This is a genomic window from Vibrio sp. S9_S30 (assembly GCF_014694455.1).
Lineage (GTDB): Bacteria > Pseudomonadota > Gammaproteobacteria > Enterobacterales > Vibrionaceae > Vibrio.
In genome coordinates this window covers 1-24,393 of sequence record NZ_JAAUWT010000010.1, presented here as the reverse complement: position 1 = coordinate 24,393, position 24,393 = coordinate 1, and the positions used below count along the sequence as shown (strand labels likewise).

Below are 24,393 nucleotides of genomic sequence, written 5' to 3'. Positions count from 1 at the left end.
GGCTTTAGTCCTCGGCTAGTGGCTTAAAGCGTCTAAGTTCGGTCAAGCGGTAACCTGTATAGGTACCAAGTAACAAAATTAGAGCAAGAACGATGAGCTGAAGCCCAATAAAGTTGAACGTCAGGTGCTGAACAAATGAGTTGGTCATAGCAAGGTAGACCAATACCGCAGTGAGAAGAGACCCACCCCCTTGGATAAAGACCTCTTTCCCGCCTTCTTCTTCCCAAAGAATCGACATTCTTTCTATCGTCCAAGAAAGGATGATCATAGGGAAGAAGGTAATGGTGAGCCCTTCATTCAACCCGATATTGAACGACACAATCGTAAAGATAGAAATGATCAAGATGACGGTGATAATGACGGCAGAGATCCGAGCGACCAACAGTAAGTTAAGCTTTGAAAGATACCCGCGGATAACCAAACCCGTTCCAACAATCAGCAAGAAACCAACAATACCCGTGAGGAGCTGTGTCTGTACAAACGCCACCGCGATGAGTACAGGCATAAAGGTTCCAGACGTTTTCAAACCCACAATGACGCGCAGAAATACAACGATCAATGCACCAATCGGGATAAGCATGATGGTTTTAAACATCGACTGCTCTGCAATGGGTAAACTATGAATAGAGAAATTCAATAAGCTGTCAGCTTCTACTTTCTTACTGGTTGCTTGCTGAGGCGTGACTTCTTGAGCAATCATCGAAAACAAGACTTGGCTGTTCTTCCCACCAATCAGATCAAGAAGGGAAATATTAGAATCGTCCCACACAAGCCAGTGGCTTTGCTTTCCTTGAATCCCAGTATTGGCATCGAACAACTCCCACTTATTTCCATCCCATACTTCAATCATAGGAACGATGTTTTGACGGCGTCGCCCATCTTCAAGTTGGATGACACCCACCACTTTATTTGGGATAGCCGCGTAACTGAGTAGCTTAGACATGGTGCTGACGGTGTCTTTTGTGTTTAACAATAAAGCCGCGTTTTGGTTGTCACTGTCGTTGAGCTGTTTGATCAATTCACGGGTTAGCGTTGCATTATCAGCACTACGATTTGTCGCTTGCCGGAGCAAAGACTGAGCGGCTGCATCTTGTGGTCCATCGAAAATAGGCTTTGCAATGGGTTTATCAGAAGGAGGAACGACGGCGGCTTTTGCTTGTTCATCAACAAGAAATTGTGCTTTGTAGTAGATAACTTGTGGTCCAGTTGCGCTTCGAATACTCCACTCTGCTCTACGACTAACATCTGTATTGACGTAGGCCACGCCATAGCCGGGTGAAGACGTACTTTCATTGATCAAAGTGAAGCCACTTTGAGTGCCAGGCGCGGCAAGAGAAGCTTTCACTGATTTGCCATTTGCGGTGAATTCGACCCGGGCTTCCACATCCCATACTTGCCTCGTTTCGCCCGGTGTCCAAGGGACACCATAATCGGTATGGCGAAGAATACTGAGTGCAATCCCTGCAATAATGAGAAGGGCTACCGCGAGGTAAAAGGGCACTTTAGACGTCATGGTACTCGTTCCTTAGCGATTATTTGTTTTCAGATTGCAGATAAGATTTGCTGACATCCACAAGAGCGATGTCTTGAATAAACTCACGACCTAACAAGATAGCGTGACTCATTTGAGAGCGGTCGGCCAAAGTAAATTGCGCTTTTTCATGAATGTTACCCACTTGCACCCAAAGTTCTACCACTGGTCGGCGCTCCGTTTCTTCGCTGGTGGATTGCCGAATTTTGACATAGCGAATGACGGGGGATTCAATCCAAAGTTGATCTTCTTTTGCCGTTTTACCATCGCTGATATGGAATTTAATCCATGTATTGCCGTTGCGTTCAAACTCTTGGATATCGACAGCATTGATGGAAGACGTGGCTGCTCCTGTATCAACACGTGCATCAAACTGTTGTTTAATGGTGTCGATTTTGACCTTCTCAATGCCACCAAGAATGAGGGTACGAGACGGCTCCACAACGGGGCTTGTGTGCTTTGGCGGCTCAATCACGGCTTTCTTTGCTCTTAGTTTCTTGAACTGGGCGGCTTGCTCTTGTCTGAGTTTGGATATTTCGTTGTTTAAATTCGACAGCTCTATACTTAAGTAGTTAATTTGATCGTTTTGCTTGTCAATTTGAGCTGAGTAAGAGTGAAGCTGATTGGTCAGGTTTGTTTCAGATTGTTGGATGGCAGCTTGAGTAGACTGACTGTATTTATCGCCATCGATCAGCGAGCATCCGGAAAGCGCTGTAATAACAGCTAAGGCGGCGACCTTCTTAAGCATTATTGACCTATTATTGCGGGTTGAAAGCGGGAAGTGAGGCAAAGTGTATATTATTAAAAAGGATGCGTGAAGCATCCTAATGTTAATCTGTTGTCAGAGCTTAAGGCGTTTTTTTGAGATCTTCACCTCAAAACACAAGATTTGGGAGCTCAGGGGTTTCGAGCAACCAGAACAGCACGCCTTGGCGCTGGGTGACCTTCCACGGTTTTGCTGGGATCTTCAGGGTCGAGATAGTCAGGTAAGGAATTGTGCGTCATCCAATCTGTTGTGCGTTGTTCTCCTGTCGTTGTGACGTTCTCATCAACGATGCGAACATCTTCAAATCCACATTTTTCTAGCCATACTTTCAGCGCTTTGGCGGAAGGAAAAAAGTACACATTACGCATTTGGGCATAACGGTCAACGGGCACCAATACCGCGTTTTCATCACCTTCAATCACCAACGTTTCCAAAATCAGCTCGCCACCAGAAACCAGTTGGTTTTTCAATTGGATGAGATGATCAAGAGGAGAGCGTCGATGGTATAAAACCCCCATGCTGAATACCGTGTCAAAGGCTTGCAATTCAGGCAGCTGCTCGATACCAAGAGGCAATAAGTGAGCGCGTTGATCGCCCCCCATGAGTTTTCTCACGGCTTCAAACTGAACCAGAAATAGATGCGATGGGTCAATGCCCACGCACAATCTTGCGCCTTCGCCCAACATTCGCCACATGTGATAACCGTTGCCGCAACCGACGTCTAAAACAGAACGATTGTTCAAAGGGGAGATATGAGGAAGCACGCGATCCCATTTCCAGTCACTTCGCCACTCCGTATCGATATGAATATCATGGAGGTGGTAAGGCCCTTTACGCCATGGGTGAAATGTTTTTAGTAAGCTTTCTAGCTTTTTTAATTCGCCTGATGCTAAGGGGGTGCTATTCGATAGCGTTACCGAATTTTTTAAGTCGATATTATCCGGTTTGCCTTCCTGAATTTTATTCAGTGCTTTCAGCCAGCGCTCGAAATCCCCGTGCTCTGCATTTTGCCAGTCTGTAAGCTGCTGAGGTAGGATATTCAACCAAGGTTGAAGGCGAGTGTCTTGAGCAATAAGTTGGTAAAAGTGAGCAAAATTGAACATGGTTTCGTCGTTAAAATTTTCAATAAAAAAGAATAAAGAGTATTCGCTATTTTACGGCGAACATAGAACCGAAGTTGAAGCATTGGAACCACACTTCATAACTTGAAAATCCGAGTTGTTCGAATCGCTCTTTATGGGCTTGTATGGAATCTGGGCGCATGACATTTTCGATAGCACTGCGTTTTTGACTGATTTCTAGTTCGCTGTAGCCATTAGCGCGTTTAAAGTCGTGGTGCAGATCAATCAACAGTTCATTCGCTGAGTCATTTTCAAATACGTACTTCTCAGACAAAATCAGGATACCACCTGGTTTTAAACCTGCGTGTATTTTTTCAAGTAGAATGAAGCGATCGTCAGGCGATAAAAACTGAAGTGTAAAATTTAACACGACAACGGATGCGTTACTGATTTCAATGTGACGAATGTCGGCTTCCATTACTTCTACCGGCGTTTCAGAGCGGTAGGCGTTCACATGCAATTTGCACCGTTCCACCATGGCTTGCGAGTTGTCTACAGCAATAATTTTGCAACCGTCTTGTTTAATGTGACGTCGCATAGAGAGCGTTGCGGCGCCTAAAGAACAGCCCAAATCGTAAATATTAGAATTAGGTGTGACAAAACGTTCAGCGAGCATACCAATCGCAGAGATGATGTTGCTGTACCCAGGAACGGATCGTTGGATCATATCAGGGAAAACTTCAGCAACATTCGCATCGAAAGTAAAATCTCCAATCTTTTCAATAGGGGCGGAAAAGATGGTGTCTTTTGGGCTCATGGCAAACTCGCAATCGTAGACTAAAACGCGACCTGAATTCAGATCTTAAAAAAGGGGCGTATTTTAAGGAATATTTGCTTATCTGTCACCAAGGGTTTTCTTGCTGATCAGGTAGACATCAAAACATACTGATTTGTTTGCTCTCAGTAAAAGCAGGTGAAGCGGCGAGCTCAGGTAAATCCGTCTGTTTTTGCAAAATTCCATATAGTGTGCGAGCAAATTCTGGCGCTTCAGTATTGTCTGGGGTATGAACCATCAAATAAGGCTGTTTCCCTTCGGCAATCCAACTTGGAATCTTGGTTAACCAAGGTTGAAAGAAAGGCAGGTTAGCCTCTAATTCTGGATGACCAATAAAGCGAATCATAGGGTGAGAAGCGGTAGATACCGCATGGGCTGGCACCTTGGGTTTCTTCTTGTGGGCATCAATGACGGCATCGGTGGTTGGCGCCGCAGAGTGGACAGGGCGGCTATCCATAATGATTCGGTTAATCCCTTCTTCATACAGCCAACGATTCAATTCCTGTTCTTCTTTGCCTTTATTGAAAAAATCCAGATGGCGGACTTCCACCCCTAAAGGAAAACCTTTGGGAAACAGGCGGCAAAAAGAGCGCAGAGCAGGGAGGTCTCTGGGACCGAATTGTGCGGGCAACTGAATTGTCCACATACCGACTCGATGATGAAGTGGTTCCATTACGTTCATAAACTCTTTTAGCAACGGTTCACAACCACGGAGTTTATGTTCATGAGTAATGCTTTTCGGTAGCTTAAAAGTAAATCGAAAATCATCGTGGGTAGCGGCTTTCCAATTTTGAACGGTGGAATCCGAAGGCGTGGCGTAAAAGGTGGTGTTGCCCTCTACCGTATGAAATACCTGAGCATATTTCTCCAACCTTTCTGAATTCTGAGTCCCACTGCCATAAAACCCTGCCTGCCATGCACTGTGAGACCACATGGTCAGACCGAGCCGAAGAGGTAAGTTCTGCATATTCCGTCATCTAAATAATGGTGAATGCCACTACATTACGAGATTTTTGAAGCGAGAGGCAAATTCAATATATACTCTCGTCCCATAATCTTAGTTTTGGTGCTTATTTGGTCAATTGACTGGCAAAATGGCATCAAGACTCGATAAATCGCAATAAATTGTATTCGATGAGGTCGATTTTCGCCGACTTTCAGCGTATAAATGGCACTTTGCACTGTCGATAATTTCACGCATCGGCAGCTTAGAAATTGATAACTAATTAGAGATTGGGAAATTCATTATGCGTACCCATTATTGTGGTCACCTGAACAAGTCCCTTGCAGGACAAACTGTAGAGCTGTGCGGCTGGGTAAACCGTCGCCGTGATTTAGGCGGTCTTATCTTCATTGATATGCGAGATCGCGAAGGTGTAGTTCAGGTAGTCGTAGACCCGGATATGGCAGATGCTTACGAAGTAGCTAACCAGTTGCGTAATGAATTTTGCATCAAATTGACGGGTGAAGTCCGCGCTCGTCCAGACAGCCAAATTAATACAGACATGGCGACAGGCGAAGTTGAGATTCTGGCGAAAGGCTTGGAAATCATCAACCGCAGCGACGTGCTTCCATTGGACTTCAACCAGAATAACTCTGAAGAGCAGCGTTTGAAGTTTCGCTATTTAGATCTTCGCCGCCCAGAAATGAGCGATCGCATTAAATTGCGTGCGAAAGCCTCAAGCTTTGTTCGCCGTTTCTTAGATGACAATGGCTTTCTAGATATCGAAACGCCAGTACTGACAAAAGCCACACCTGAAGGTGCACGTGACTACTTAGTTCCGAGCCGTGTTCACAAAGGCAGCTTCTACGCGCTTCCTCAGTCTCCACAGTTATTCAAACAACTTCTGATGATGTCGGGCTTTGACCGTTACTACCAAATCGTTAAGTGTTTCCGTGATGAAGACTTGCGTGCAGACCGTCAACCCGAATTTACCCAAATCGATATCGAAACATCGTTCATGAGTGCAGACGAAGTTCGCGCAACGGCAGAAAAAATGGTTCGCGATATGTGGCAAGAGCTACTAAACGTTGACTTGGGAGTGTTCCCAGTCATGCCATTTAGTGAAGCGATTCGTCGTTTCGGCTCTGATAAGCCCGATTTGCGAAATCCACTTGAATTGGTTGATGTGGCGGATTTGGTGAAAGACGTTGATTTCAACGTTTTCTCTGGTCCAGCAAACGATGAAAAAGGTCGTGTAGCCGTGATTCGTGTGCCGGGTGGCGCGAAACTGACTCGCAAGCAAATTGATGGCTACGGTGAGTTCGTTGGTATTTACGGCGCGAAAGGTTTGGCGTGGATGAAAGTGAACGATCGCGCAGCCGGTATGGAAGGCATTCAGTCTCCAGTGGCTAAGTTCCTAAGCGAAGAAGTCATCAGTGGTATTCTAGAGCGTACTGGCGCAGAAACGGGTGACATCATCCTATTCGGTGCAGACAAAGCAAATACGGTTGCAGAAGCCATGGGTGCACTGCGTTTGAAATTGGGCAAAGATTTAGAATTAACCGATGAATCTGCTTGGGCACCACTGTGGGTTGTCGACTTCCCAATGTTTGAAGAAGATGATGAAGGTAACCTGCATGCTATGCATCACCCATTCACTTCTCCGCTAGGTGTGACCGCACCAGAATTGAAAGCAAACCCAGCAGCAGCAAACTCAAACGCGTACGATATGGTGATTAACGGTTACGAAGTGGGTGGCGGTTCTGTTCGTATCCACAATGCTGAAATGCAGGCGACCGTATTTGATATTTTAGGTATTGATGCCGACGAGCAACGTTTGAAGTTTGGTTTCTTGCTGGATGCGCTTAAATTTGGTACGCCTCCACATGCAGGCTTGGCATTTGGTTTGGATCGCTTGGTTATGCTTTTATGTGGAACGGAAAATATCCGCGACGTGATTGCATTCCCTAAAACCACCGCGGCATCATGTTTGCTCACGGACGCACCGAGTTTAGCGAACCTAGCTGCATTGAACGAGCTGGCGATTGCGGTAACGGTAGCGAAAGAAAAAGACGCCGAGTAAGCACAAAGAAATAAACAAAAACTCCCGCACCTGCGGGAGTTTTTGTTTTAATGAAAACATATTCAAGAATACTCAGATGATTTTTGTGCAGTGTTAAGAATGTCGTGTCGGAGTGTTTAATTAACAGAAAAGGTGAATTATGGCTGGTCACAGTAAATGGGCGAACATTCGTCACCGTAAAGCGGCGCAAGATGCCAAACGAGGAAAAATATTTACTAAACTGATTCGAGAAATCATTGTATCAGCAAAAGAAGGCGGTGGTGAGCCGGGCAATAACCCAAGACTTCGAGCAGCCATTGATAAAGCTTTATCGAACAACATGACGAGAGACACGGTGAACCGTGCTATTAGCCGAGGCGCTGGTGGTGAGGGTGACGATAACGCGGAAACCGTCATCTACGAAGGCTATGGTCCAGGTGGTACTGCGGTAATGGTCGAATGTATTACGGATAATCGCAATCGAACCGTTTCTGGCGTGCGACATGCATTCTCTAAATCGGGCGGCAATTTAGGAACCGATGGCAGTGTGAATTATCTGTTTAACAAAAAAGGTGTCATTTCTTACTCACCGGGTTTGAACGAAGACGAAGTGATGGAAGTGGCATTAGAAGGGGGGGCTGATGACATTGAAACCAGTACCGACGGTTCTATTGATGTTTATACGGATCCCGCTGACTTTGGTAATGTAAAAGATGCGTTAGATGCAGCGGGGTATGAAGCCGCCAACGCTGAAGTATCGTTAATTCCATCAACCAAAGCCAATCTCGATGCAGAGACCGCTCCAAAACTTCTACGACTGATTGATGCGCTTGAAGATCTGGATGATGTTCAAGAGGTATATCATAACGGTGATATCTCGGATGAAGTCGCAGCAGCGCTCTAACCTTCACAAAGGCGCGATGTACTTAAAGGAAAAGCATATGCAAGCGTTCAACACTGTAAATTTAAAGGTATTTGCAAATTTAAAGGCATTTGCAAAAGAAAAAGCGCTTGTATTCGAAACAGTATATCGTGGCAGTCCTTTTTATATGGGAAACATTTATGTCGATAATTCTTGGTATTGATCCAGGATCTCGCATTACTGGCTACGGTGTGATCCGCCAGCAGGGCAGGTATCTTCACTATTTGGGAAGTGGTTGTATTCGCACCTCACATGATGATTTGCCAAGTAGGCTAAAACAAATTTACGCAGGTGTGACTGAAATTATTACTCAGTTTCAGCCCGATGTGTTTGCGATTGAGCAAGTCTTTATGTCAAAGAATGCCGATTCGGCGCTGAAGCTTGGACAAGCAAGAGGCAGTGCGATTGTGGCTGCGGTGAATGCGGATTTGCCCGTTTATGAATATGCCGCACGGCTTATTAAGCAAGCGGTTGTGGGCACGGGTGGCGCGGACAAATCTCAAGTGCAGCATATGGTGACCAGTATGCTGAAACTGTCCTCAAAACCTCAAGCGGATGCTGCCGATGCGTTGGGTGTGGCGATATGCCATGCGAATACCAATAAAACGCTGGTGGCGCTTGCGGGTAAAGCCACCAGCGCTAAAAAAGGGCGATATCGCTAATTCTCAAAAAGTGATTGAACTGGCTATCCATCCAGTAATCCATTATCATCATTTTCATTAAATTTTATTCCATAGGACAAGATTGTGATCGGACGCCTTCGCGGTATTTTGATAGAGAAACAGCCACCAGAACTCTTGATAGAAGTGTCTGGCGTAGGGTATGAAATACAAATGCCAATGAGCTGTTTTTATGAACTTCCCAATGTGGGCGAAGAAGCCATCATCTACACTCATTTTGTAGTGCGAGAAGACGCTCAACTGCTTTACGGATTTAATACGGTGAAAGAGCGTGCTTTATTCCGTGAAGTGATCAAAGCCAATGGTGTCGGCCCTAAACTGGGTTTAGGGATCTTGTCGGGTATGACAGCAAGCCAGTTTGTGTCTTGTGTTGAGCGTGAAGATATTTCCACTTTGGTTAAGCTGCCAGGTGTTGGTAAAAAAACCGCAGAGCGTCTCGTTGTTGAAATGAAAGATAGGCTTAAAGGTTGGGGGGCAGGTGACTTGTTTACACCGGCTACCGATGCGGCCCCTATAGATTCTCTGCCACAAAGTAACGAGCAAAATGCAGAAGAGGAAGCCATCAGTGCATTACTGGCACTGGGCTATAAACCACAAATGGCCTCTAAGGTCGTTTCTCAGATCGCCAAAGCGGGTATGAGCAGTGAAGAGCTTATTCGCGACGCCTTAAAATCGATGGTATAACTTTCAAAATAGTAGACTCTTATGATCGAAGCAGACCGTTTAATTGCGCCGGAAAACCCTACTTTCAAAGAAGAAGATGTCATTGATAGGGCGATACGCCCCAAAAAACTTGAAGACTATCAAGGTCAAGATCATGTTCGTGATCAAATGGAAATCTTTATCAAAGCAGCGCAACAGAGAAGTGAAGCGCTAGATCATCTTTTGATATTTGGTCCGCCAGGGTTAGGTAAAACGACTTTGGCAAATATTGTCGCCAATGAAATGAACGTGAATATTCGTACAACATCAGGACCAGTGTTAGAGAAAGCGGGCGATCTTGCCGCCCTTTTAACAAACCTTGAAGAAAATGATGTACTTTTTATTGATGAAATTCATCGATTGAGCCCTGTCGTTGAAGAAGTGTTGTATCCAGCGATGGAGGATTACCAGTTAGACATCATGATTGGTGAGGGACCTGCTGCTCGTTCCATAAAAATTGATTTGCCTCCCTTTACTTTGATAGGAGCTACCACACGAGCGGGTTCGTTAACTTCACCACTGCGTGATCGTTTTGGTATCGTGCAAAGGTTGGAGTACTACGACGTAAAAGATTTGAAAAACATTGTGCAGCGTAGTGCCAAGTGTTTAAACCTCTCTATGGAGCCTGAAGGAGCACTGGAAGTCGCAATACGTGCACGCGGTACGCCACGTATCGCAAATCGTTTATTAAGGCGTGTGCGTGATTATGCTGAAGTAAAAGGTGATGGACACATATGCAGCGACATAGCTGACAAAGCATTGAATATGCTCGATGTGGATAGCCAAGGGTTTGACTATATGGATCGTAAGCTTTTGCTGGCTATTATGGAAAAATTCACCGGAGGACCTGTAGGTTTGGACAACTTAGCTGCCGCCATTGGTGAAGAAAAAGACACGATTGAAGACGTAATAGAGCCTTACTTAATCCAACAAGGCTATTTACAAAGAACACCCAGAGGTAGAATTGCAACAAGCAGGGCATATTTACATTTTGGGCTTGATGACCCAGGAAAATAACAAAATAGCAACATTGTACACTGAGAAATCTTTCATTAAAAAGTTGGCGATGGCGCCAACTTCCTATCTAAAAGCCAACTTTCTTAACGTGCTACATTTTTTTTGCAGTTTTTTTCAGAACATTTTGGAATAAGAGTCTAGCACGTAATCCCCCCTAAAAGTTCCGTTAGTGTGATGTGAGTCAATATATAGAGCGCCAGAAAATACGCCTCGATTGATATAGATCAACTTGGTTGTTTTTTAATCATTATTTAGCTTGGACTTTGACCTAAATCAAAGCAGATTTAGGGTATAAATCTTTTGAAACATGCCGCTTTTATCGCTAATATTAGCCAAAGCTGTATTAGCTATCACTTAACATTAAACTAACCATTTAGGTACAGGTTTGCAACAATAGGCGGCTATTTCGCAACATTTAGTGTTGCTTGTTATCTATTGCTTCAGCCAAGTAACCTAAACATACACTGTAATGTGTAATCAGTGTCACTCAGCCGACACGAAAAGGAGTTACCATGATTGACGTAGTTGATCTGTCGCGGTTGCAATTTGCACTCACCGCGATGTATCACTTCCTGTTTGTTCCATTGACTTTAGGCATGGCTTTCTTGCTGGCCATAATGGAATCCCTTTATGTAATGACCGACAAGCAAATCTACAAGGACATGACAAAGTTCTGGGGTAAGCTTTTTGGTATTAACTTTGCCCTCGGTGTTGCAACCGGTCTAACAATGGAATTCCAGTTTGGTACGAACTGGTCCTACTACTCTCACTATGTGGGTGACATATTTGGTGTGCCACTTGCCATTGAAGCTCTCGTCGCATTCTTTTTAGAGTCTACTTTTGTCGGTCTTTTCTTCTTTGGTTGGGACAGATTGACCAAACGACAGCATTTAGTGGTGACTTGGTTAGTCGCTCTTGGTTCAAATTTCTCTGCGTTGTGGATTCTTATCGCCAATGGATGGATGCAAAACCCAGTTGGTGCAGAGTTCAATTTTGAAACTATGCGTATGGAAATGGTGAGCTTCTCTGAGGTCGTTTTCAACCCTGTGGCTCAAGTGAAATTCGTACACACGGTTGCTTCTGGCTACGTTTGTGGTGCCATGTTTGTTCTTGGTATCAGTGCTTATTACTTGTTGAAAAGGCGAGATGTAGCGTTTGCTCGTCGTTCGTTTGCGATTGCGGCATCATTCGGTATGGCTGCCATCTTATCAACACTTGTTCTTGGCGATGAATCTGGTTATGAGTTGGGGGATGTTCAGAAAGTCAAATTGGCCGCTGTTGAAGCAGAATGGTATACAGAGCCCGCTCCTGCGTCATTTACGATCTTTGGTTTACCAAATCAGGAAACCATGGAAACCGACTATGCCATTAAAGTCCCATACGCAATGGGCATCATCGCTACTCGTTCTTTCGATAAGCAAGTAACAGGTTTACGCGACTTACGTGATGAAAACGTCGATCGTATACGTAATGGTATGTACGCGTATGAACTTCTTGAAAAACTTCGTGCAGGAGATAAGTCAGAATCCAACTTGGCAGCATTCGATGAAGTGAAGGGTGACTTAGGTTATGGCTTACTTCTGAAGCGATACACTGAAAATGTGACCGATGCGACTGAAAGTCAAATTCAGGCCGCGGCGGATGATTCAATCCCTACTGTCTGGCCGTTGTTCTGGTCGTTCCGAATTATGGTAGGGTGCGGCTTTATCATGCTATTTGTGTTTGGTGCCGCATTTATTCAGACATGCCGACAAAAAATTGAGCAAAAACCTTGGGTTCTTAAAGCCGCCTTATTCAGCATCCCACTGCCGTGGATTGCGATTGAAGCGGGTTGGTTTGTCGCTGAGTACGGTCGCCAGCCATGGGCAGTAGGTGAAATCTTGCCTGTGTATGTTGCGGCATCGGCTCTGACTGCAGCAGAAATTTGGACATCGTTATTCGTTATTCTTGCGTTGTATACAGTGTTCCTGATTGCAGAAGTGTACTTGATGGTGAAGTTTGCGCGTAAGGGACCTAGCAGCCTTAAAACAGGTCGTTACCACTTTGAACAAAATGCCAACTCGATCGAAGACAAAGTCGGTCGGCAAGTAGAAGCATAAGCAAGGAGCATAAAGATGTTTGATTACGAAATCTTGCGATTCATTTGGTGGGTGCTGATTGGTGTCCTATTCATTGGCTTCGCCGTTACCGATGGATTCGATATGGGTGTGGGTGCTCTGGTTCCTATCATTGGAAAGAGTGACACAGAGCGTCGTGTTATGATTAATTCAATTGCACCGCACTGGGATGGTAACCAAGTTTGGCTTATCACTGCGGGTGGTGCGTTGTTTGCGGCTTGGCCGTTGGTTTACGCCACATCCTTCTCTGCGTTTTATCTAGCAATGCTGATTACCTTAGCTGCTTTATGGTTGCGTCCAATTGGTTTGGATTACCGTTCAAAGATTGAAGATCCAAAATGGCGAAAGTCTTGGGACATCGCTATTTCAATCAGTGGTTTCGTACCACCTCTGATCTTTGGTGTCGCGTTTGGTAATTTGCTTCAAGGTGTATCATTTAAGTTAAATGAATTCTTAATGCCGACGTACCACGGTTCGTTCTTTGATTTACTGAATCCATTTGCTTTGCTTTGCGGTGTAGTTAGCTTATCGATGATTGTGATGCAAGGTGCAACATGGCTTCAAATGAAAACCGCTGGTGCGGTGCATGACAGAGCGCGTGTTGTCGCTCAAGTCTCTGGGGTATTGCTCATTGTCACCTTTGTAGGTGCGGGTTTTTGGGTGCAAGACATGGATGGCTACGTTGTCGTAAGTGGTCTTGATATTGCGGCGCAATCTAATCCACTAAACAAAGTGGTGGAGGTTCGAGAAGGCGCTTGGATGCTTAATTTTGAGAAGTATCCATTGATGTGGGCAGCACCATTTTTAGGCGTCGTTATGCCATTGCTAGCGATAGTCGCCTCTCGTTCTGAAAAAGGTGGGTTTGCATTTTTAACGTCAAGCTTAACCAATGCAGGTGTCATTCTTACCGCAGGTTTTGCCATGTTCCCCTTTGTTATGCCTTCTAATGAAGTACCAAACCACAGTTTGACTATGTGGGATTCGACATCAAGTGAACTGACACTGAATCTGATGACGGGTGTTGCCTTTGTGATGGTGCCGATCATCTTGAGTTACACAACATGGACCTACTACAAAATGTTTGGTCGTCTTGACTCAAAGTTCATTGAAGAAAACAAAAGCACACTTTACTAAGGAGCATTGCTATGTGGTATTTTGCATGGATCTTGGGTGTATTACTGGCGTGCGCGTTTGGCATCATCAATGCGCTTTGGTTAGAACACTCAGAAATGATGGATAAGGACAGTGAAGAATAACTTGGCAGACATTGTTGCTAAGCTCCACGAACCTATGGATAGAGCCCTTTTGCGGGCTCTTTCCTTACTGTTGGCGTTTGGCAACGTAGGGCTCTTTATGTGGGACCCGACTCAATATACAGAAGACGTAGGGGGGTTTAGTGCTTTTCTCGCGCCATTGTTTATTTACAGTGTATGTTCCAGCATGGTGTATGGAATAGGGTTTAAACCAAGGCATTGGATTTGGCAGGTGTTCTTTAGCCCTTATCTCTCCATTGCAGCCCTCGTTTACTTTACCCTTATGCGCTTTATTGTGTAATCTGTGTTTAAACCTTCGCCTCTTAGAGCAGTTATCAGACAACTGCTCTTGTTTTTTTGGTGTTAACCACAAAAAATCCCTTTATTTTTCCTGATGAAGTCACAACATAAGGTATAGTTACGTTTTATTATTTTTGTGATTGGTGTCTTGGTGAAAGGAGAATTTGCGCGCATCTTTGAGTGGTCAATTCGGGTTTATTACGAAGATACTGATGCGGGTGGTTTGGTATATCATTCCAATTACCTTAACTACTTTGAGAGAGCCAGAACGGAATTTCTGAGATCACTCGGAGTCTGCCAACAAAAACTTCTTACTGAACACTTCGGTTTTGTTGTTCGTCATGTTGAAATGGATTTTCTACAAGGCGCAAGGTTGGACGACCAATTGACAGTAAGAACATCAATTACTGAATTAAGGCGAGCTTCCATGGTATTTTGTCAGGAGTTAGTTAATCCTGACGGCAAAACATTGTGCCGAGCAACAATTAAGGTAGCATGCGTTAACACAAAAACAATGAAGCCTCAGGCAATCCCAAGCTCAATGACTGCGGAGTTTATAGACAGTGACAGCTGATATTTCAATTTTAGATCTTTTCTTACAAGCAAGTATACTCGTAAAACTTGTGATGCTGACTTTACTTGGTATGTCAGTTATTTCTTGGGCGATGATTATTAAGCGCAGTAAAATTCTAAAAGAAGCATTGCAAGACGCCGCTCGCTTCGAAGATAAATTTTGGTCTGGCGTCGACCTTTCTCAACTCTACCAAGAAGTGAAAGCTCGAAAAGACAACATCAGTGGTAGCCAACAAATTTTTTATTTGGGCTTTACTGAATTCGCAAAATTACGTCGTTCTCCAGGCACCTCTCCTGACTTCGTGATGGAAGGCACTGGGCGTACGATGCGAGTGGCGGTCTCACGGGAAGTTGACGAGTTAGAACACAGCTTGCCGTTTTTAGCAACAGTAGGTTCGATAAGTCCTTACATTGGGTTATTTGGTACAGTTTGGGGCATTATGCATGCCTTTATAGCGTTAGGTGAAGTGAAACAAGCAACACTTGCTATGGTTGCCCCTGGTATTGCAGAAGCGTTGATCGCCACAGCCATGGGTCTTTTTGCCGCTATTCCTGCCGTTATGGCGTATAACCGCTTCAGTAATCAGGTGTCTAAACTAGAGCATACCTACGCGACATTCTCGGAAGAATTTCACAGCATTTTGCACCGTCAGGCTATCGCTGGTAAGGAACAGTAATGGCAGGTTACCAGCGTAAGAAAAGACAACTAACGGCAGAGATAAACGTCGTACCTTACATCGACGTTATGCTGGTGCTTTTAATTATCTTTATGGTGACGTCGCCATTTGTTACGCAAGGCGTAGAAGTAGAGTTGCCGAAAACAACCACAGCACAACCTGCGTCGGACTTAGCTGGCAACAGTAAGGCGAGCTTTATTATCGTAGAGATAGACAAAAATGGGCAATTAGGGCTCAGTGTGAACGATGAAGACGTTATTCGCGGTCTGAGTTTGGAAGACATCATTATTCGAGTGAAAGCTGAAATATCTCTTGCACCAGATTCTCCAGTTGCGGTGGGAGGCGATGCCGCCACCCCATATGCTGAAGTCGTATTGGTATTGGACGAGTTAAGCCGGGCAGGCATCCCTAAAGTGGGTTTGCTGACGGATTTAAAATAGGGACGCATCGGTTAATCGATGAAAAATAAGAACAACTATACCTCAGCAATCATTGTATCCGCTGTATTGCACATAGTGCTTATTGTGGGGCTTCTATGGGGCTCGGACTTTTCTAAGCCAGAAAAGGACACAACAGGCAATATGGTTCAGGCGGTTGTTATTGATCCAAAAATGGTTCAACAACAAGCTCGAGAAATTCGGCAACAAAGAGAAGCTGCTCAACGTGCTGAAGAAGAACGCCTAGATAAGCTAAGAAAGCAAAGTGAGCAATTAGAGAAAAACCGTAAGGCAGAAGAAGAACGCATTCGAAAGCTCAAGCAAGAAAAAGCCAAGGCAGAGAAAGAGGCAAGAGAAGCCGAAAAAGCGCGTCAGAAGAAAGAACAGGAGCGTCAAGCTGCTGAAGAGAAAGCAAACAAAGAACGTGAACGTGTTGCTAAAGCCGAGTCAGAACGCAAAGCCAAAGAAGAGGCCGTGAAAAAGGCAGAGGCAGAGCGAGTTAAACAAGAAGCGGCGATAGAGAAGGCAGAACAGGAAAGGATTGCTAGGGAAAAATCAGCCAAGGAAGCGGAAGAAAAAGCCAAGCGTGAGCGCGAAGTCGCCGAGAAGGCAGAAGCTGACCGGATAGCGAAAGAAAAGGCAGCGAAAGAAGCCGCTGAAAAAGCCAAACAAGAAAAAGAGCGCTTAGAGCGTCTTAAAAGGGAACGAAAAGAGCAAGAAGCCGCTCTAAACGATATCTTTGCTGGTCTTGAAAGTGAGAACTCTCAAAACTCAGCTGCAAAACAGCAGCATGTTAGCAGCGAAGTTCAACGATACGGCGCTATTTATAAGCAACTGATCCAGAGCCGCCTGTTGAAGGATGACTCATTTGTGGGAAAGTCGTGCAAAGTCAATATGCGTCTAATACATACGGGTAACAATGCTATTGTGAATGGCGTTAAAGTATTAGGCGGTGACTCTCGTGTGTGTACTGCGACCAAAAGTGCGATTGCGCAAGTTGGCTCTTTCCCTGTCCCAAGTGACAAGGAAATAGCAGAAGAGCTAAAGAATATCAATCTAACTGTTGAATTAGATTAAAAGGACTAAGAAGTGACTAAACGCCTTTTACTAGGACTGCTGGTACTATTTATCAGCATGGCGAACGTAGCCAACGCCGCTTTAGAGTTGGTGATTACTGATGGTATCGATTCGGCTCGACCTATTGCCATCATTCCATTTAAATGGGAAGGTGAGGGAGAGTTACCCCACGATATTAGTGCTGTTATATCCTCTGATCTCCAGCGCAGCGGTAAATTCAGCCCCGTTGCCCCAAACAAAATGCCTCAAACGCCTTATTCCGATGTTGATGTCGATTTCTCGTCGTGGACAGCGCTTGGCGTTGATGCCTTACTCACGGGATCGGTGACCAAAAAAGCCGATGGTAATTATTTAATTGAATACCAGCTTGTTGATGTTGTACGTGGTCAACTGACGGGTGGGCAAAGCAAAGCCTTGAGTGATACTGGTGAACTTGTGCTATCGCAAGACCATGTTTTATTTACCAAGCGTGCCACTGTGCCAGGTCCAAGACTACGCGAATATGCGCACCGAATCTCTGATCTTGTATACGAGCAGCTGACGGGCGAAAAAGGGGCATTCTTAACGCGTATTGCGTATGTTGTTATTAATGACAAAGAAAAATTTCCTTACCAGCTCAGAATTGCAGACTACGATGGTTATAATGAGCGCCTAGTATTGCGTTCAAAACAGCCATTAATGTCCCCCGCTTGGTCTCCAGATGCTCGTCAGCTGGCGTATGTTAGCTTCCAAAATGGACGTGCAGAAATTTTCTTAATGGATATTTATTCCGGTAAACGTGAAAAGCTCACGTCATTCCCTCGTCATAATGGTGCGCCAAGATTCTCACCAGACGGTAAAAAACTGGCAATCGTATTGTCAAAGTCCGGAAGCCTTCAGGTTTACGTTCTTGATTTACAAACTCGAAAATTGAATCAAATAACGAGAGGTAGAGCAAATAATACGGAGCCATTTTGGCATCCTGACGGGCAATCACTCATATTTACCTCGGATCGGGGTGGTAAACCTCAGATATATCGAGTAAATTTGTTAGACGGTGCGACCAACCGTCTAACATGGCAAGGCAGCCAAAACTTGGGTGGGCAAATCACACCTGATGGAAAGTTCATGATTATGGTTAATCAGAACGATTCTGGGTTTAATTTGGCCAAGCAAGATTTGGAAACAGGAGCCGTACAAGTGTTAACAAAAACACAACTGGACGAGTCTCCAAGTATTGCGCCAAACGGTGGTATGGTCATTTACAGCTCCATGTATAGGAAGAAGAATGTACTTTCTATGGTCTCTATAGATGGTCGCTTTAAAGCTAGATTACCGGCAACGAATGGGCGCGTAAGAGCTCCCGCCTGGTCACCATTTTTGTAGAAATACCCATTTGTACGTAGTTCGGCAAATCGGTTAAAACAAAGTTTCGGACAAATAAGGAAGAAAAAGATGCAACTTAATAAAGTTCTTAAAGGGCTTCTGATTGCGCTACCAGTACTAGCTGTTACGGCATGTAGCTCAAGCGACAAAGCGGCAGACGCCTCTGCTGCTTCTCAAACTAACAATGCTGAGCAAGTGGTAAAAGAAGCTGTAACTGAAGTAACGCCACTAGAGACAGGGTCTCAGTTAACAGAGCAAGAGATCAAAGAAGCGCAACTTCGCGAAACTCAGACTGTTTACTTTGCGTTTGATAACTCAACAATTTCGTCTGATTACGAAGATATGCTGGCGGCGCATGCGGCATTTATCAGCAAAGATCCTGCACTTAAAGTACGCATTGAAGGTCACGCCGATGAGCGTGGTACTCCTGAGTACAACATTGCACTAGGTGAGCGCCGTGCAGAAGCCGTTGCTAAATACCTACAAGCCCTAGGTGTTCAGGCAGATCAAATTGAAGTGATCAGCTTCGGTGAAGAGCGTCCTCTACTTCTAGGTCAAAGCGAAGACGTTTACGCTAAAAACCGTCGCGCTGTACTAGTATACTAATAGGAATTCTCCTATGTTCAGTAACTCTAAGCGACTGGTATCGCTTATGTTACTAGCAAGTGCGGCGAATGGAGTATTCGCCGCACCAGCTCCAGTAACTGATCTCAATAGCACCACTACCGCCACTTCCAACCCATCCTCGGCAAGGGTATCGTCTGTTAACGAGACGGATGTGCAGCGTCTTGAGCGTCTACTGCAAAATCGCGCTAAAATTCAAATTCAAATGCAGCAGCAAATTGACGACTTAAATTCAGAAGTGGGCGAGTTGCGTGGCATTGTTGAACGTAATTCCTACGAAATGAAACAGATGTTAGAAAGGCAACGAGAGCTGTTTGTTGAACTCGACAATACGAGGCAGCAATTACAGCAGGTGCCTGTTGTCGAGGCCGAAACTGGCTCAGAAACGTCTGGAACGTTTAGCACAAACAAAGACGAACAAACGGCTTATCAAGATGCCGTTGATTTAATTTTGAAGCAGCGTGACTACGCTGGTGCCATTACCGCATTTAAACAGTTTCAAAAAGATTTCCCAGATTCTAAGTTCGCCTCCAATACCCATTATTGGTTAGGTCAGCTCTACTTTGCGAAAAAGCAGGATGTTGAGGCAGCAAAAAGCTTTGCTTCAGTTGTTGCGTATAAAGAGTCGAGTAAGCGGGCCGATGCTTTACTCAAGCTTGGGGACATTGCTAAGCGGAATAATAAGTCGGATGCTGCGGTAAAATACTATCAGCAAGTTATCAGTGAATATCCTCAAAGCGCATCAGCTGATATGGCAAAAAAACAGATGCAATAATTGAAAAATCAGGGTCACTTAGTGACCCTGATTTATTTCTATCTCTCCCTCGTACCAAGTATCAAAACCAATCAAATTGAAATAACTAATTCACCACTTGCCTATCTAGGCTCTGGAAGCCTGCGGTCATTTGGGTATACAATACTCGGATTACTTGGAAGTTGCGTAGAGCAAGAGCAATGAGCCACATTTTAGACACAATTGAGACCGTATATCCTTTTCCTCCTAAACCCGTCCCTCTAACTGAAGACCAAAAGCAGCAGCACATAGCCAATATTAAAACGTTGCTGAAGGAAAAAGACGCGGTATTGATTGCACATTACTACACTGATCCTGAAATTCAGGCGTTGGCCGAAGCGACTGGTGGCTTCGTTGGCGATTCTTTAGAAATGGCAAAGTTTGGTAATCGCCACCCAGCAAGTACATTGATCATTGGTGGCGTGCGTTTTATGGGAGAGTCCGCAAAAATCCTGACACCAGAAAAGCGCATCCTAATGCCAAATCTAGAAGCAGAATGCTCGCTTGACCTTGGTTGTCCAGCCGATAAATTCACCGAATTCTGCGATGCCCACCCTGATCATACCGTTGTAGTTTATGCCAACACGTCGGCAGCAGTAAAAGCACGGGCGGATTGGGTGGTTACCTCAAGTATTGCGCTTGAAATTGTCGAACATCTAGATGCAGAAGACAAGCCCATTATATGGGGACCCGATCGTCATTTGGGTTCTTATATCTCGAACAAAACAGGTGCAGACATGTTGCTTTGGCAAGGTGAATGCATCGTGCATGATGAATTTTCTGCTGACGCATTGAAAAAGATGAAGAACCTCTACCCAGATGCCGCTATTTTGGTTCACCCAGAATCTCCGGCAAGCGTGGTAGAGTTAGCAGACGCGGTAGGCTCCACTAGCCAGTTGATCAAGTCAGCAAAAGAGTTACCGCATCAGAAAATGATTGTTGCAACAGACAAGGGTATTTTCTTTAAAATGCAACAATTGGTGCCTGAAAAGGAGCTTATTGAAGCACCAACTGCTGGCGCAGGTGCGACTTGTCGTAGCTGTGCTCATTGCCCTTGGATGGCGATGAATGGTCTATCGGCTATTGAGAGTGCGCTAACTGATGGTGGAGAGGAGCACGAAATTTTTGTGGATGAAGAGGTTCGATTGAAGTCTCTTATTCCACTAAACCGGATGTTGGAATTCGCAGAACAGCTCAATATGCAAGTAAAAGGTAACGCTTAAAGACCTTATTCAGTGCTTTAGAAAAACGAAAAATGCCGCGATACATGCGGCATTTTTGATTATGGAATATTGTGATCCAAGGTAAGAACTCAGCCGTTACTGAGCTTCCGCTAATGTCACACCACGTTGGGTTAACCCACAAAGCATAACGGGAATGGCATTGAAGATCTCTTCAAACTGTTCTAGCCCCTCTATTCCTTGCTGTGCGAGAGTGGTGACCGCCGTTTCTGGATCATACAACATGCTCATGGATAAAATAACGCCACCTAAAAGCGCGTTATCTTCACTGTCTTCGGGCATTAATGTTTCCCAATCATCACGAGATACTCCCCAGCCTTGTAACAACCCTTCAGTGAAATGACGAGTTTGTTCATTGACAATTTCTTCGTCATCTAGAGCGCAGTTTTCAGGCCACTGCCAAGTCCCTTCAAGTAGTTTTGGTCTCGCATCATTCCAAATAGCAATAACTTTATCTGCAAAAAACTCTAAATGTTCAGGGGTAGAAAAGGGGGCGATTTCTTCACCGCCCCAAAGAAACGCAAGCCATTCAGCTGGGTCAATAATATTCGGAGCAGCTGCCATGGATGTGACAAACCCACGGATTTGGTATTCGTTTAAAATTTTGTCTTCCATTTCTGGTAGAGCAAGTAATTCTGTTAAAGTCAAAATACGTTTCCTTCTTGAGTGATTAAGATAGTGTATCAAGCTCAAGCAACTGGAAAAAGGGTTGATGAAGACCATACTTAGATATAGGTTTTCTAATATGTGTATTGTTGGCTAATAATATGGCGATTCAATCTTCACTTAAAAAGAAAAGTATCATCGCTTTAGGTTTATACCTCTGTTTCTTTATTGCTACCGTAGGCAGCGTTACCTACTTGGTTGTAGAGTCTCCCATCAAAAGTAAGCTTCAACAAAACTTAGATTTAAGAACCGAACTTCTTGCGACCAGTTTAGACGAATCGTTAAACGGTTCCCTAGGCTTGTTATACGCTATTGCGGCCGTAGGTGAAGCTTCAGAGCAATATGATGACTTGAAATCTATTCTGCCCGCCATGATTGCACAAAGTACCAACATGATAGTGAGTGGCGGTACATGGCCAGAGCCTTACTCGATAGATAAAGATATTCGGCTTAATAGCCTTTTCTATAACAAGAACTCTGAGGGCGGTGTTGACCTCATCCATTTATGGAACAACCCAGAATCAAGAGGATATAATCTCGAACCTTGGTATACCTCCGCTTTAAATGTTAAGGCTCAAGAGGTCTCTTGGTCTGATGTCTATATCGATCCGTATACCCATGTTCAAATGATTACGGCGTCGACACCTTACTATCAGAATGGCGTGGTTAAAGGGGTTTCTACTATCGACATCTCTCTGTCGGAATTAATTAAATACGTTCAAAACCATGCCAATCAATATGAGCTCGGTGTGTTGATTAAAGACAAAACGGGCAATGCCATAACGGAGCACAACTTTTCACTCACAAAAGATATTTATATTTCTAGGCTGTCGTTTGGGAAATACAATTGGGAAATTGAGGTGGTTAACGCCAAAAGATTGGTTGGAGAAGAAACGTTTGAATTGGTGATGAGCTTGGAATTTGTCATCGGGCCGTTTTTGTTGCTTTGTGTGATGATCGGTTACTACTTAATTAATCGCTACTTAATACGCCCGATTGTCGTGATTGCAGACAAGGTGTCCGATAGCACGACTCATGGCATCATTGATATGAAATACAACAGCCATGATGAAATAAAGCATCTCATTGATAGTTTTAATAGCAAGACGGTGTACTTAAGAGAAGAAACGGTGAAGGCGAAAGCATCGACCAAAGCGAAATCTGCCTTCCTCGCAACCTTATCACATGAAATTCGAACACCAATGAACGGTGTGTTAGGTACGGCGCAAATACTGGCTAAAACAGACTTAACGGAATATCAGAGTAAACTGCTACATAGTCTTTATGAGTCCGGCGAGCATATGATGACGCTTCTCAACGAAATTTTGGACTTTTCTAAAATAGAGCAAGGCAAGCTGGAGCTCGACCCGTCCCCTTTTCCACTGATCAGCATTATCGGCAGTATAAATAGTGTGTACTTTTCGTTAGCGGCAGAAAAGGGGTTGAATTTTAAAGTATATAGTGAAGTGCCGCCAGAGCGTTGGTACAACGGCGACAAAGCGCGGATCCGGCAGATATTTTTTAACTTACTGAGCAACGCTATTAAGTTTACTTCTCGCGGTTTTATTGAAGTGTATTTAAACGAATATGAGCGTGATGGAAAAGTCTACTTGTCGATACAAGTGCGTGATACTGGCATTGGTATTTCAAAATCAGCACAAGGGAAAATATTCAAACCGTTCGAGCAAGCCGAATCTACAACTACTCGGCGCTTCGGTGGGACAGGGCTTGGGCTAGCGATCACTCAAAAAATCGTACACGGAATGGGGGGGAATATAAGCGTAAAAAGTGAGGAGGGCATTGGTTCTAGCTTCTTCTTAACGTTGCAAATAGACGTTTGCTTACCAGAAAGTACACAAGACGTCGTTCACCAAAAATTTGACTGTAATGGTTTGTCTGCCCTGATAGTAGAAGACAATCGAACGAACACTATGATCATGGATGCCTTCTTACGCAGTAAGGGGTTTGATACCACCAGCGTTGTCGATGGAGCGCAAGCAGTTGAAATCGTCACTCAGAAAGCCTTTGACCTCATCTTAATGGATAACCATATGCCAGTGATGGATGGCATTGAAGCGACGCAGCGGATTCGTCACTTGAAACACCCATCATCTAAAGGACTCATTCTTGGTTGCACCGCGGATGTATTCAAAGAGACACGAGAAAAAATGCTGGATGCAGGAGCTGACCACATTCTCGCCAAACCGATTGATGAAAGGGAATTAGATGATGTTTTAATCAAGTTCTCAGAACGTTTAAATCAGTTGAAGAAGAATGCATTAGAATTCAGCTCCTCTAGCTCGATGAAAGCATCGAGTAAGCACACTGAGCAGAGATTAATTGATTTGTATGTCTGCCTAGATAACCAAGACTTTGAACAAGCAACTCAGATCCTAGAGTGCATCATAAGCCAAGACAGCATAAGGTTTAGTAATGATGAACTCAGCACAATCGACACAATCGTGACAGCTCTTCGTGAAAATACAATGCCATCAGAAGAAGACATTAACGTGCTGACGTTAAGTTTAGCTGACTGACTTCGTAAGTTAATTACAAAAAGCTCTTATTAAGGCTCCGGAGGTTTAGCTTTCGGTGCTTTTTCGCATTAATTATATCGATAAATCGTAAGCGCATCATGAACCCCGCGTTCTAATCATCCGTCTCGAATAATAAGATCAAGTCTCCAACTCAAAGGAGACTTGAAATGGTCAAACGACGAACCAACCAAGAATGGCAAACGTTATTCGAACA

At 44.4% G+C, this 24,393-nt stretch carries 23 protein-coding genes and 2 pseudogenes; 19 read left to right on the top strand and 6 right to left on the bottom strand.

What is annotated here, in order from left to right:
• Window positions 1–4 precede the first annotated feature (4 nt).
• From HC752_RS13120 to HC752_RS13100, 5 genes are all read right to left on the bottom strand, one after another.
• Window positions 5–1,513 carry an inactive transglutaminase family protein gene (locus tag HC752_RS13120; protein WP_190335623.1) on the bottom strand — a complete coding sequence of 503 codons (1,509 nt, stop codon included), beginning with the start codon at window positions 1,511–1,513 and terminating at the stop codon, window positions 5–7.
• Between the two features lie 19 nt (window positions 1,514–1,532).
• On the bottom strand, window positions 1,533–2,279 hold the full coding sequence (locus HC752_RS13115) for an ATP-dependent zinc protease family protein (protein ID WP_190335622.1): 747 nt from the start codon (window positions 2,277–2,279) through the stop codon (window positions 1,533–1,535).
• A gap of 149 nt (window positions 2,280–2,428) precedes the next feature.
• Window positions 2,429–3,400, bottom strand: a complete 972-nt coding sequence (gene cmoB, locus HC752_RS13110) for a tRNA 5-methoxyuridine(34)/uridine 5-oxyacetic acid(34) synthase CmoB (protein ID WP_190335621.1) — start codon at window positions 3,398–3,400, stop codon at window positions 2,429–2,431.
• Window positions 3,401–3,446: 46 nt separating this feature from the next.
• The gene (gene cmoA, locus HC752_RS13105; protein ID WP_190335620.1) at window positions 3,447–4,175 is read right to left on the bottom strand and encodes a carboxy-S-adenosyl-L-methionine synthase CmoA; all 729 of its coding nucleotides are present in this window, start codon (window positions 4,173–4,175) and stop codon (window positions 3,447–3,449) included.
• 118 nt (window positions 4,176–4,293) lie between these two features.
• On the bottom strand, window positions 4,294–5,160 hold the full coding sequence (locus HC752_RS13100; protein WP_190335619.1) for a DUF72 domain-containing protein: 867 nt from the start codon (window positions 5,158–5,160) through the stop codon (window positions 4,294–4,296).
• Window positions 5,161–5,440: 280 nt separating this feature from the next.
• Between HC752_RS13100 and aspS the strand changes: the two genes are divergently transcribed.
• The 18 genes and pseudogenes from aspS (at window position 5,441) to nadA (ending at window position 20,958) form a co-directional block, all read left to right on the top strand.
• A complete protein-coding gene (aspS, locus tag HC752_RS13095) occupies window positions 5,441–7,219 on the top strand; it encodes an aspartate--tRNA ligase (RefSeq protein ID WP_190335618.1) in 1,779 nt (592 codons plus the stop codon).
• Between the two features lie 139 nt (window positions 7,220–7,358).
• Window positions 7,359–8,102 carry a YebC/PmpR family DNA-binding transcriptional regulator gene (locus tag HC752_RS13090; RefSeq protein WP_190335617.1) on the top strand — a complete coding sequence of 248 codons (744 nt, stop codon included), beginning with the start codon at window positions 7,359–7,361 and terminating at the stop codon, window positions 8,100–8,102.
• A 158-nt stretch (window positions 8,103–8,260) separates the two neighbouring features.
• Window positions 8,261–8,782 carry a crossover junction endodeoxyribonuclease RuvC gene (ruvC, locus tag HC752_RS13085; protein WP_190335616.1) on the top strand — a complete coding sequence of 174 codons (522 nt, stop codon included), beginning with the start codon at window positions 8,261–8,263 and terminating at the stop codon, window positions 8,780–8,782.
• Between the two features lie 84 nt (window positions 8,783–8,866).
• Window positions 8,867–9,484 (top strand): Holliday junction branch migration protein RuvA, encoded by a 618-nt coding sequence (gene ruvA / locus HC752_RS13080; RefSeq protein ID WP_190335615.1) that lies wholly within the window; start codon window positions 8,867–8,869, stop codon window positions 9,482–9,484.
• 21 nt (window positions 9,485–9,505) lie between these two features.
• The gene (gene ruvB, locus HC752_RS13075; protein WP_190335614.1) at window positions 9,506–10,519 is read left to right on the top strand and encodes a Holliday junction branch migration DNA helicase RuvB; all 1,014 of its coding nucleotides are present in this window, start codon (window positions 9,506–9,508) and stop codon (window positions 10,517–10,519) included.
• 512 nt (window positions 10,520–11,031) lie between these two features.
• A complete protein-coding gene (cydA, locus tag HC752_RS13070) occupies window positions 11,032–12,618 on the top strand; it encodes a cytochrome ubiquinol oxidase subunit I (RefSeq protein WP_190335613.1) in 1,587 nt (528 codons plus the stop codon).
• Between the two features lie 15 nt (window positions 12,619–12,633).
• Entirely contained in the window at window positions 12,634–13,770 is a 1,137-nt protein-coding gene (gene cydB / locus HC752_RS13065; RefSeq protein ID WP_190335612.1) for a cytochrome d ubiquinol oxidase subunit II, read from the top strand.
• An 11-nt stretch (window positions 13,771–13,781) separates the two neighbouring features.
• Complete coding sequence (gene cydX, locus HC752_RS13060) at window positions 13,782–13,892, top strand: cytochrome bd-I oxidase subunit CydX (protein ID WP_190335611.1); 111 nt, start codon at window positions 13,782–13,784, stop codon at window positions 13,890–13,892.
• Window positions 13,882–14,190, top strand: a complete 309-nt coding sequence (gene ybgE / locus HC752_RS13055; protein WP_190335610.1) for a cyd operon protein YbgE — start codon at window positions 13,882–13,884, stop codon at window positions 14,188–14,190. The genes cydX and ybgE overlap by 11 nt, the downstream gene beginning before the upstream one ends.
• Window positions 14,191–14,340: 150 nt before the next feature.
• Window positions 14,341–14,763, top strand: coding sequence for a tol-pal system-associated acyl-CoA thioesterase (gene ybgC / locus HC752_RS13050; protein ID WP_342029477.1), 423 nt, complete (start codon window positions 14,341–14,343; stop codon window positions 14,761–14,763).
• Window positions 14,753–15,439 (top strand): protein TolQ, encoded by a 687-nt coding sequence (gene tolQ / locus HC752_RS13045; RefSeq protein ID WP_190335608.1) that lies wholly within the window; start codon window positions 14,753–14,755, stop codon window positions 15,437–15,439. The genes ybgC and tolQ overlap by 11 nt, the downstream gene beginning before the upstream one ends.
• On the top strand, window positions 15,439–15,879 hold the full coding sequence (locus HC752_RS13040; RefSeq protein ID WP_190335607.1) for an ExbD/TolR family protein: 441 nt from the start codon (window positions 15,439–15,441) through the stop codon (window positions 15,877–15,879). The genes tolQ and HC752_RS13040 overlap by 1 nt, the downstream gene beginning before the upstream one ends.
• A gap of 18 nt (window positions 15,880–15,897) precedes the next feature.
• Window positions 15,898–16,953 carry a cell envelope integrity protein TolA gene (gene tolA, locus HC752_RS13035; RefSeq protein WP_190335606.1) on the top strand — a complete coding sequence of 352 codons (1,056 nt, stop codon included), beginning with the start codon at window positions 15,898–15,900 and terminating at the stop codon, window positions 16,951–16,953.
• 12 nt (window positions 16,954–16,965) lie between these two features.
• Window positions 16,966–18,318: a Tol-Pal system beta propeller repeat protein TolB gene (tolB, locus tag HC752_RS13030; RefSeq protein ID WP_190335605.1), complete on the top strand. Its 1,353-nt coding sequence runs from the start codon at window positions 16,966–16,968 to the stop codon at window positions 18,316–18,318.
• Between the two features lie 69 nt (window positions 18,319–18,387).
• Window positions 18,388–18,484: pseudogene (locus HC752_RS25455) on the top strand (peptidoglycan-associated lipoprotein Pal); the annotation flags it as partial.
• Window positions 18,485–18,561: 77 nt separating this feature from the next.
• Window positions 18,562–18,924, top strand: a pseudogene (gene pal / locus HC752_RS13025) (peptidoglycan-associated lipoprotein Pal); the annotation flags it as partial.
• Between the two features lie 13 nt (window positions 18,925–18,937).
• The gene (gene ybgF / locus HC752_RS13020; RefSeq protein ID WP_190335603.1) at window positions 18,938–19,717 is read left to right on the top strand and encodes a tol-pal system protein YbgF; all 780 of its coding nucleotides are present in this window, start codon (window positions 18,938–18,940) and stop codon (window positions 19,715–19,717) included.
• Window positions 19,718–19,896: 179 nt separating this feature from the next.
• Entirely contained in the window at window positions 19,897–20,958 is a 1,062-nt protein-coding gene (gene nadA / locus HC752_RS13015; RefSeq protein ID WP_190335602.1) for a quinolinate synthase NadA, read from the top strand.
• A gap of 96 nt (window positions 20,959–21,054) precedes the next feature.
• Here the strand turns inward: nadA and HC752_RS13010 are convergent, their stop codons facing one another.
• A complete protein-coding gene (locus HC752_RS13010) occupies window positions 21,055–21,624 on the bottom strand; it encodes a UPF0149 family protein (RefSeq protein WP_190335601.1) in 570 nt (189 codons plus the stop codon).
• A gap of 119 nt (window positions 21,625–21,743) precedes the next feature.
• Between HC752_RS13010 and HC752_RS13005 the strand changes: the two genes are divergently transcribed.
• Entirely contained in the window at window positions 21,744–24,179 is a 2,436-nt protein-coding gene (locus tag HC752_RS13005) for a hybrid sensor histidine kinase/response regulator (RefSeq protein ID WP_190335600.1), read from the top strand.
• Window positions 24,180–24,393 lie beyond the last annotated feature (214 nt).

Excerpts from the sequence above, each read along its gene's own strand:
- HC752_RS13120 (WP_190335623.1), bottom strand. The coding sequence starts at position 1,513 with ATGACGTCTAAAGTGCCCTTTTACCTCGCGGTAGCCCTTCTCATTATT.
- HC752_RS13115 (WP_190335622.1), bottom strand. The coding sequence starts at position 2,279 with ATGCTTAAGAAGGTCGCCGCCTTAGCTGTTATTACAGCGCTTTCCGGA.
- cmoB (WP_190335621.1), bottom strand. The coding sequence starts at position 3,400 with ATGTTCAATTTTGCTCACTTTTACCAACTTATTGCTCAAGACACTCGC.
- cmoA (WP_190335620.1), bottom strand. The coding sequence starts at position 4,175 with ATGAGCCCAAAAGACACCATCTTTTCCGCCCCTATTGAAAAGATTGGA.
- HC752_RS13100 (WP_190335619.1), bottom strand. The coding sequence starts at position 5,160 with ATGCAGAACTTACCTCTTCGGCTCGGTCTGACCATGTGGTCTCACAGT.
- aspS (WP_190335618.1), top strand. The coding sequence starts at position 5,441 with ATGCGTACCCATTATTGTGGTCACCTGAACAAGTCCCTTGCAGGACAA.
- HC752_RS13090 (WP_190335617.1), top strand. The coding sequence starts at position 7,359 with ATGGCTGGTCACAGTAAATGGGCGAACATTCGTCACCGTAAAGCGGCG.
- ruvC (WP_190335616.1), top strand. The coding sequence starts at position 8,261 with ATGTCGATAATTCTTGGTATTGATCCAGGATCTCGCATTACTGGCTAC.
- ruvB (WP_190335614.1), top strand. The coding sequence starts at position 9,506 with ATGATCGAAGCAGACCGTTTAATTGCGCCGGAAAACCCTACTTTCAAA.
- cydA (WP_190335613.1), top strand. The coding sequence starts at position 11,032 with ATGATTGACGTAGTTGATCTGTCGCGGTTGCAATTTGCACTCACCGCG.
- cydB (WP_190335612.1), top strand. The coding sequence starts at position 12,634 with ATGTTTGATTACGAAATCTTGCGATTCATTTGGTGGGTGCTGATTGGT.
- cydX (WP_190335611.1), top strand. The coding sequence starts at position 13,782 with ATGTGGTATTTTGCATGGATCTTGGGTGTATTACTGGCGTGCGCGTTT.
- HC752_RS13040 (WP_190335607.1), top strand. The coding sequence starts at position 15,439 with ATGGCAGGTTACCAGCGTAAGAAAAGACAACTAACGGCAGAGATAAAC.
- tolA (WP_190335606.1), top strand. The coding sequence starts at position 15,898 with ATGAAAAATAAGAACAACTATACCTCAGCAATCATTGTATCCGCTGTA.
- ybgF (WP_190335603.1), top strand. The coding sequence starts at position 18,938 with ATGTTCAGTAACTCTAAGCGACTGGTATCGCTTATGTTACTAGCAAGT.
- nadA (WP_190335602.1), top strand. The coding sequence starts at position 19,897 with ATGAGCCACATTTTAGACACAATTGAGACCGTATATCCTTTTCCTCCT.
- HC752_RS13005 (WP_190335600.1), top strand. The coding sequence starts at position 21,744 with ATGGCGATTCAATCTTCACTTAAAAAGAAAAGTATCATCGCTTTAGGT.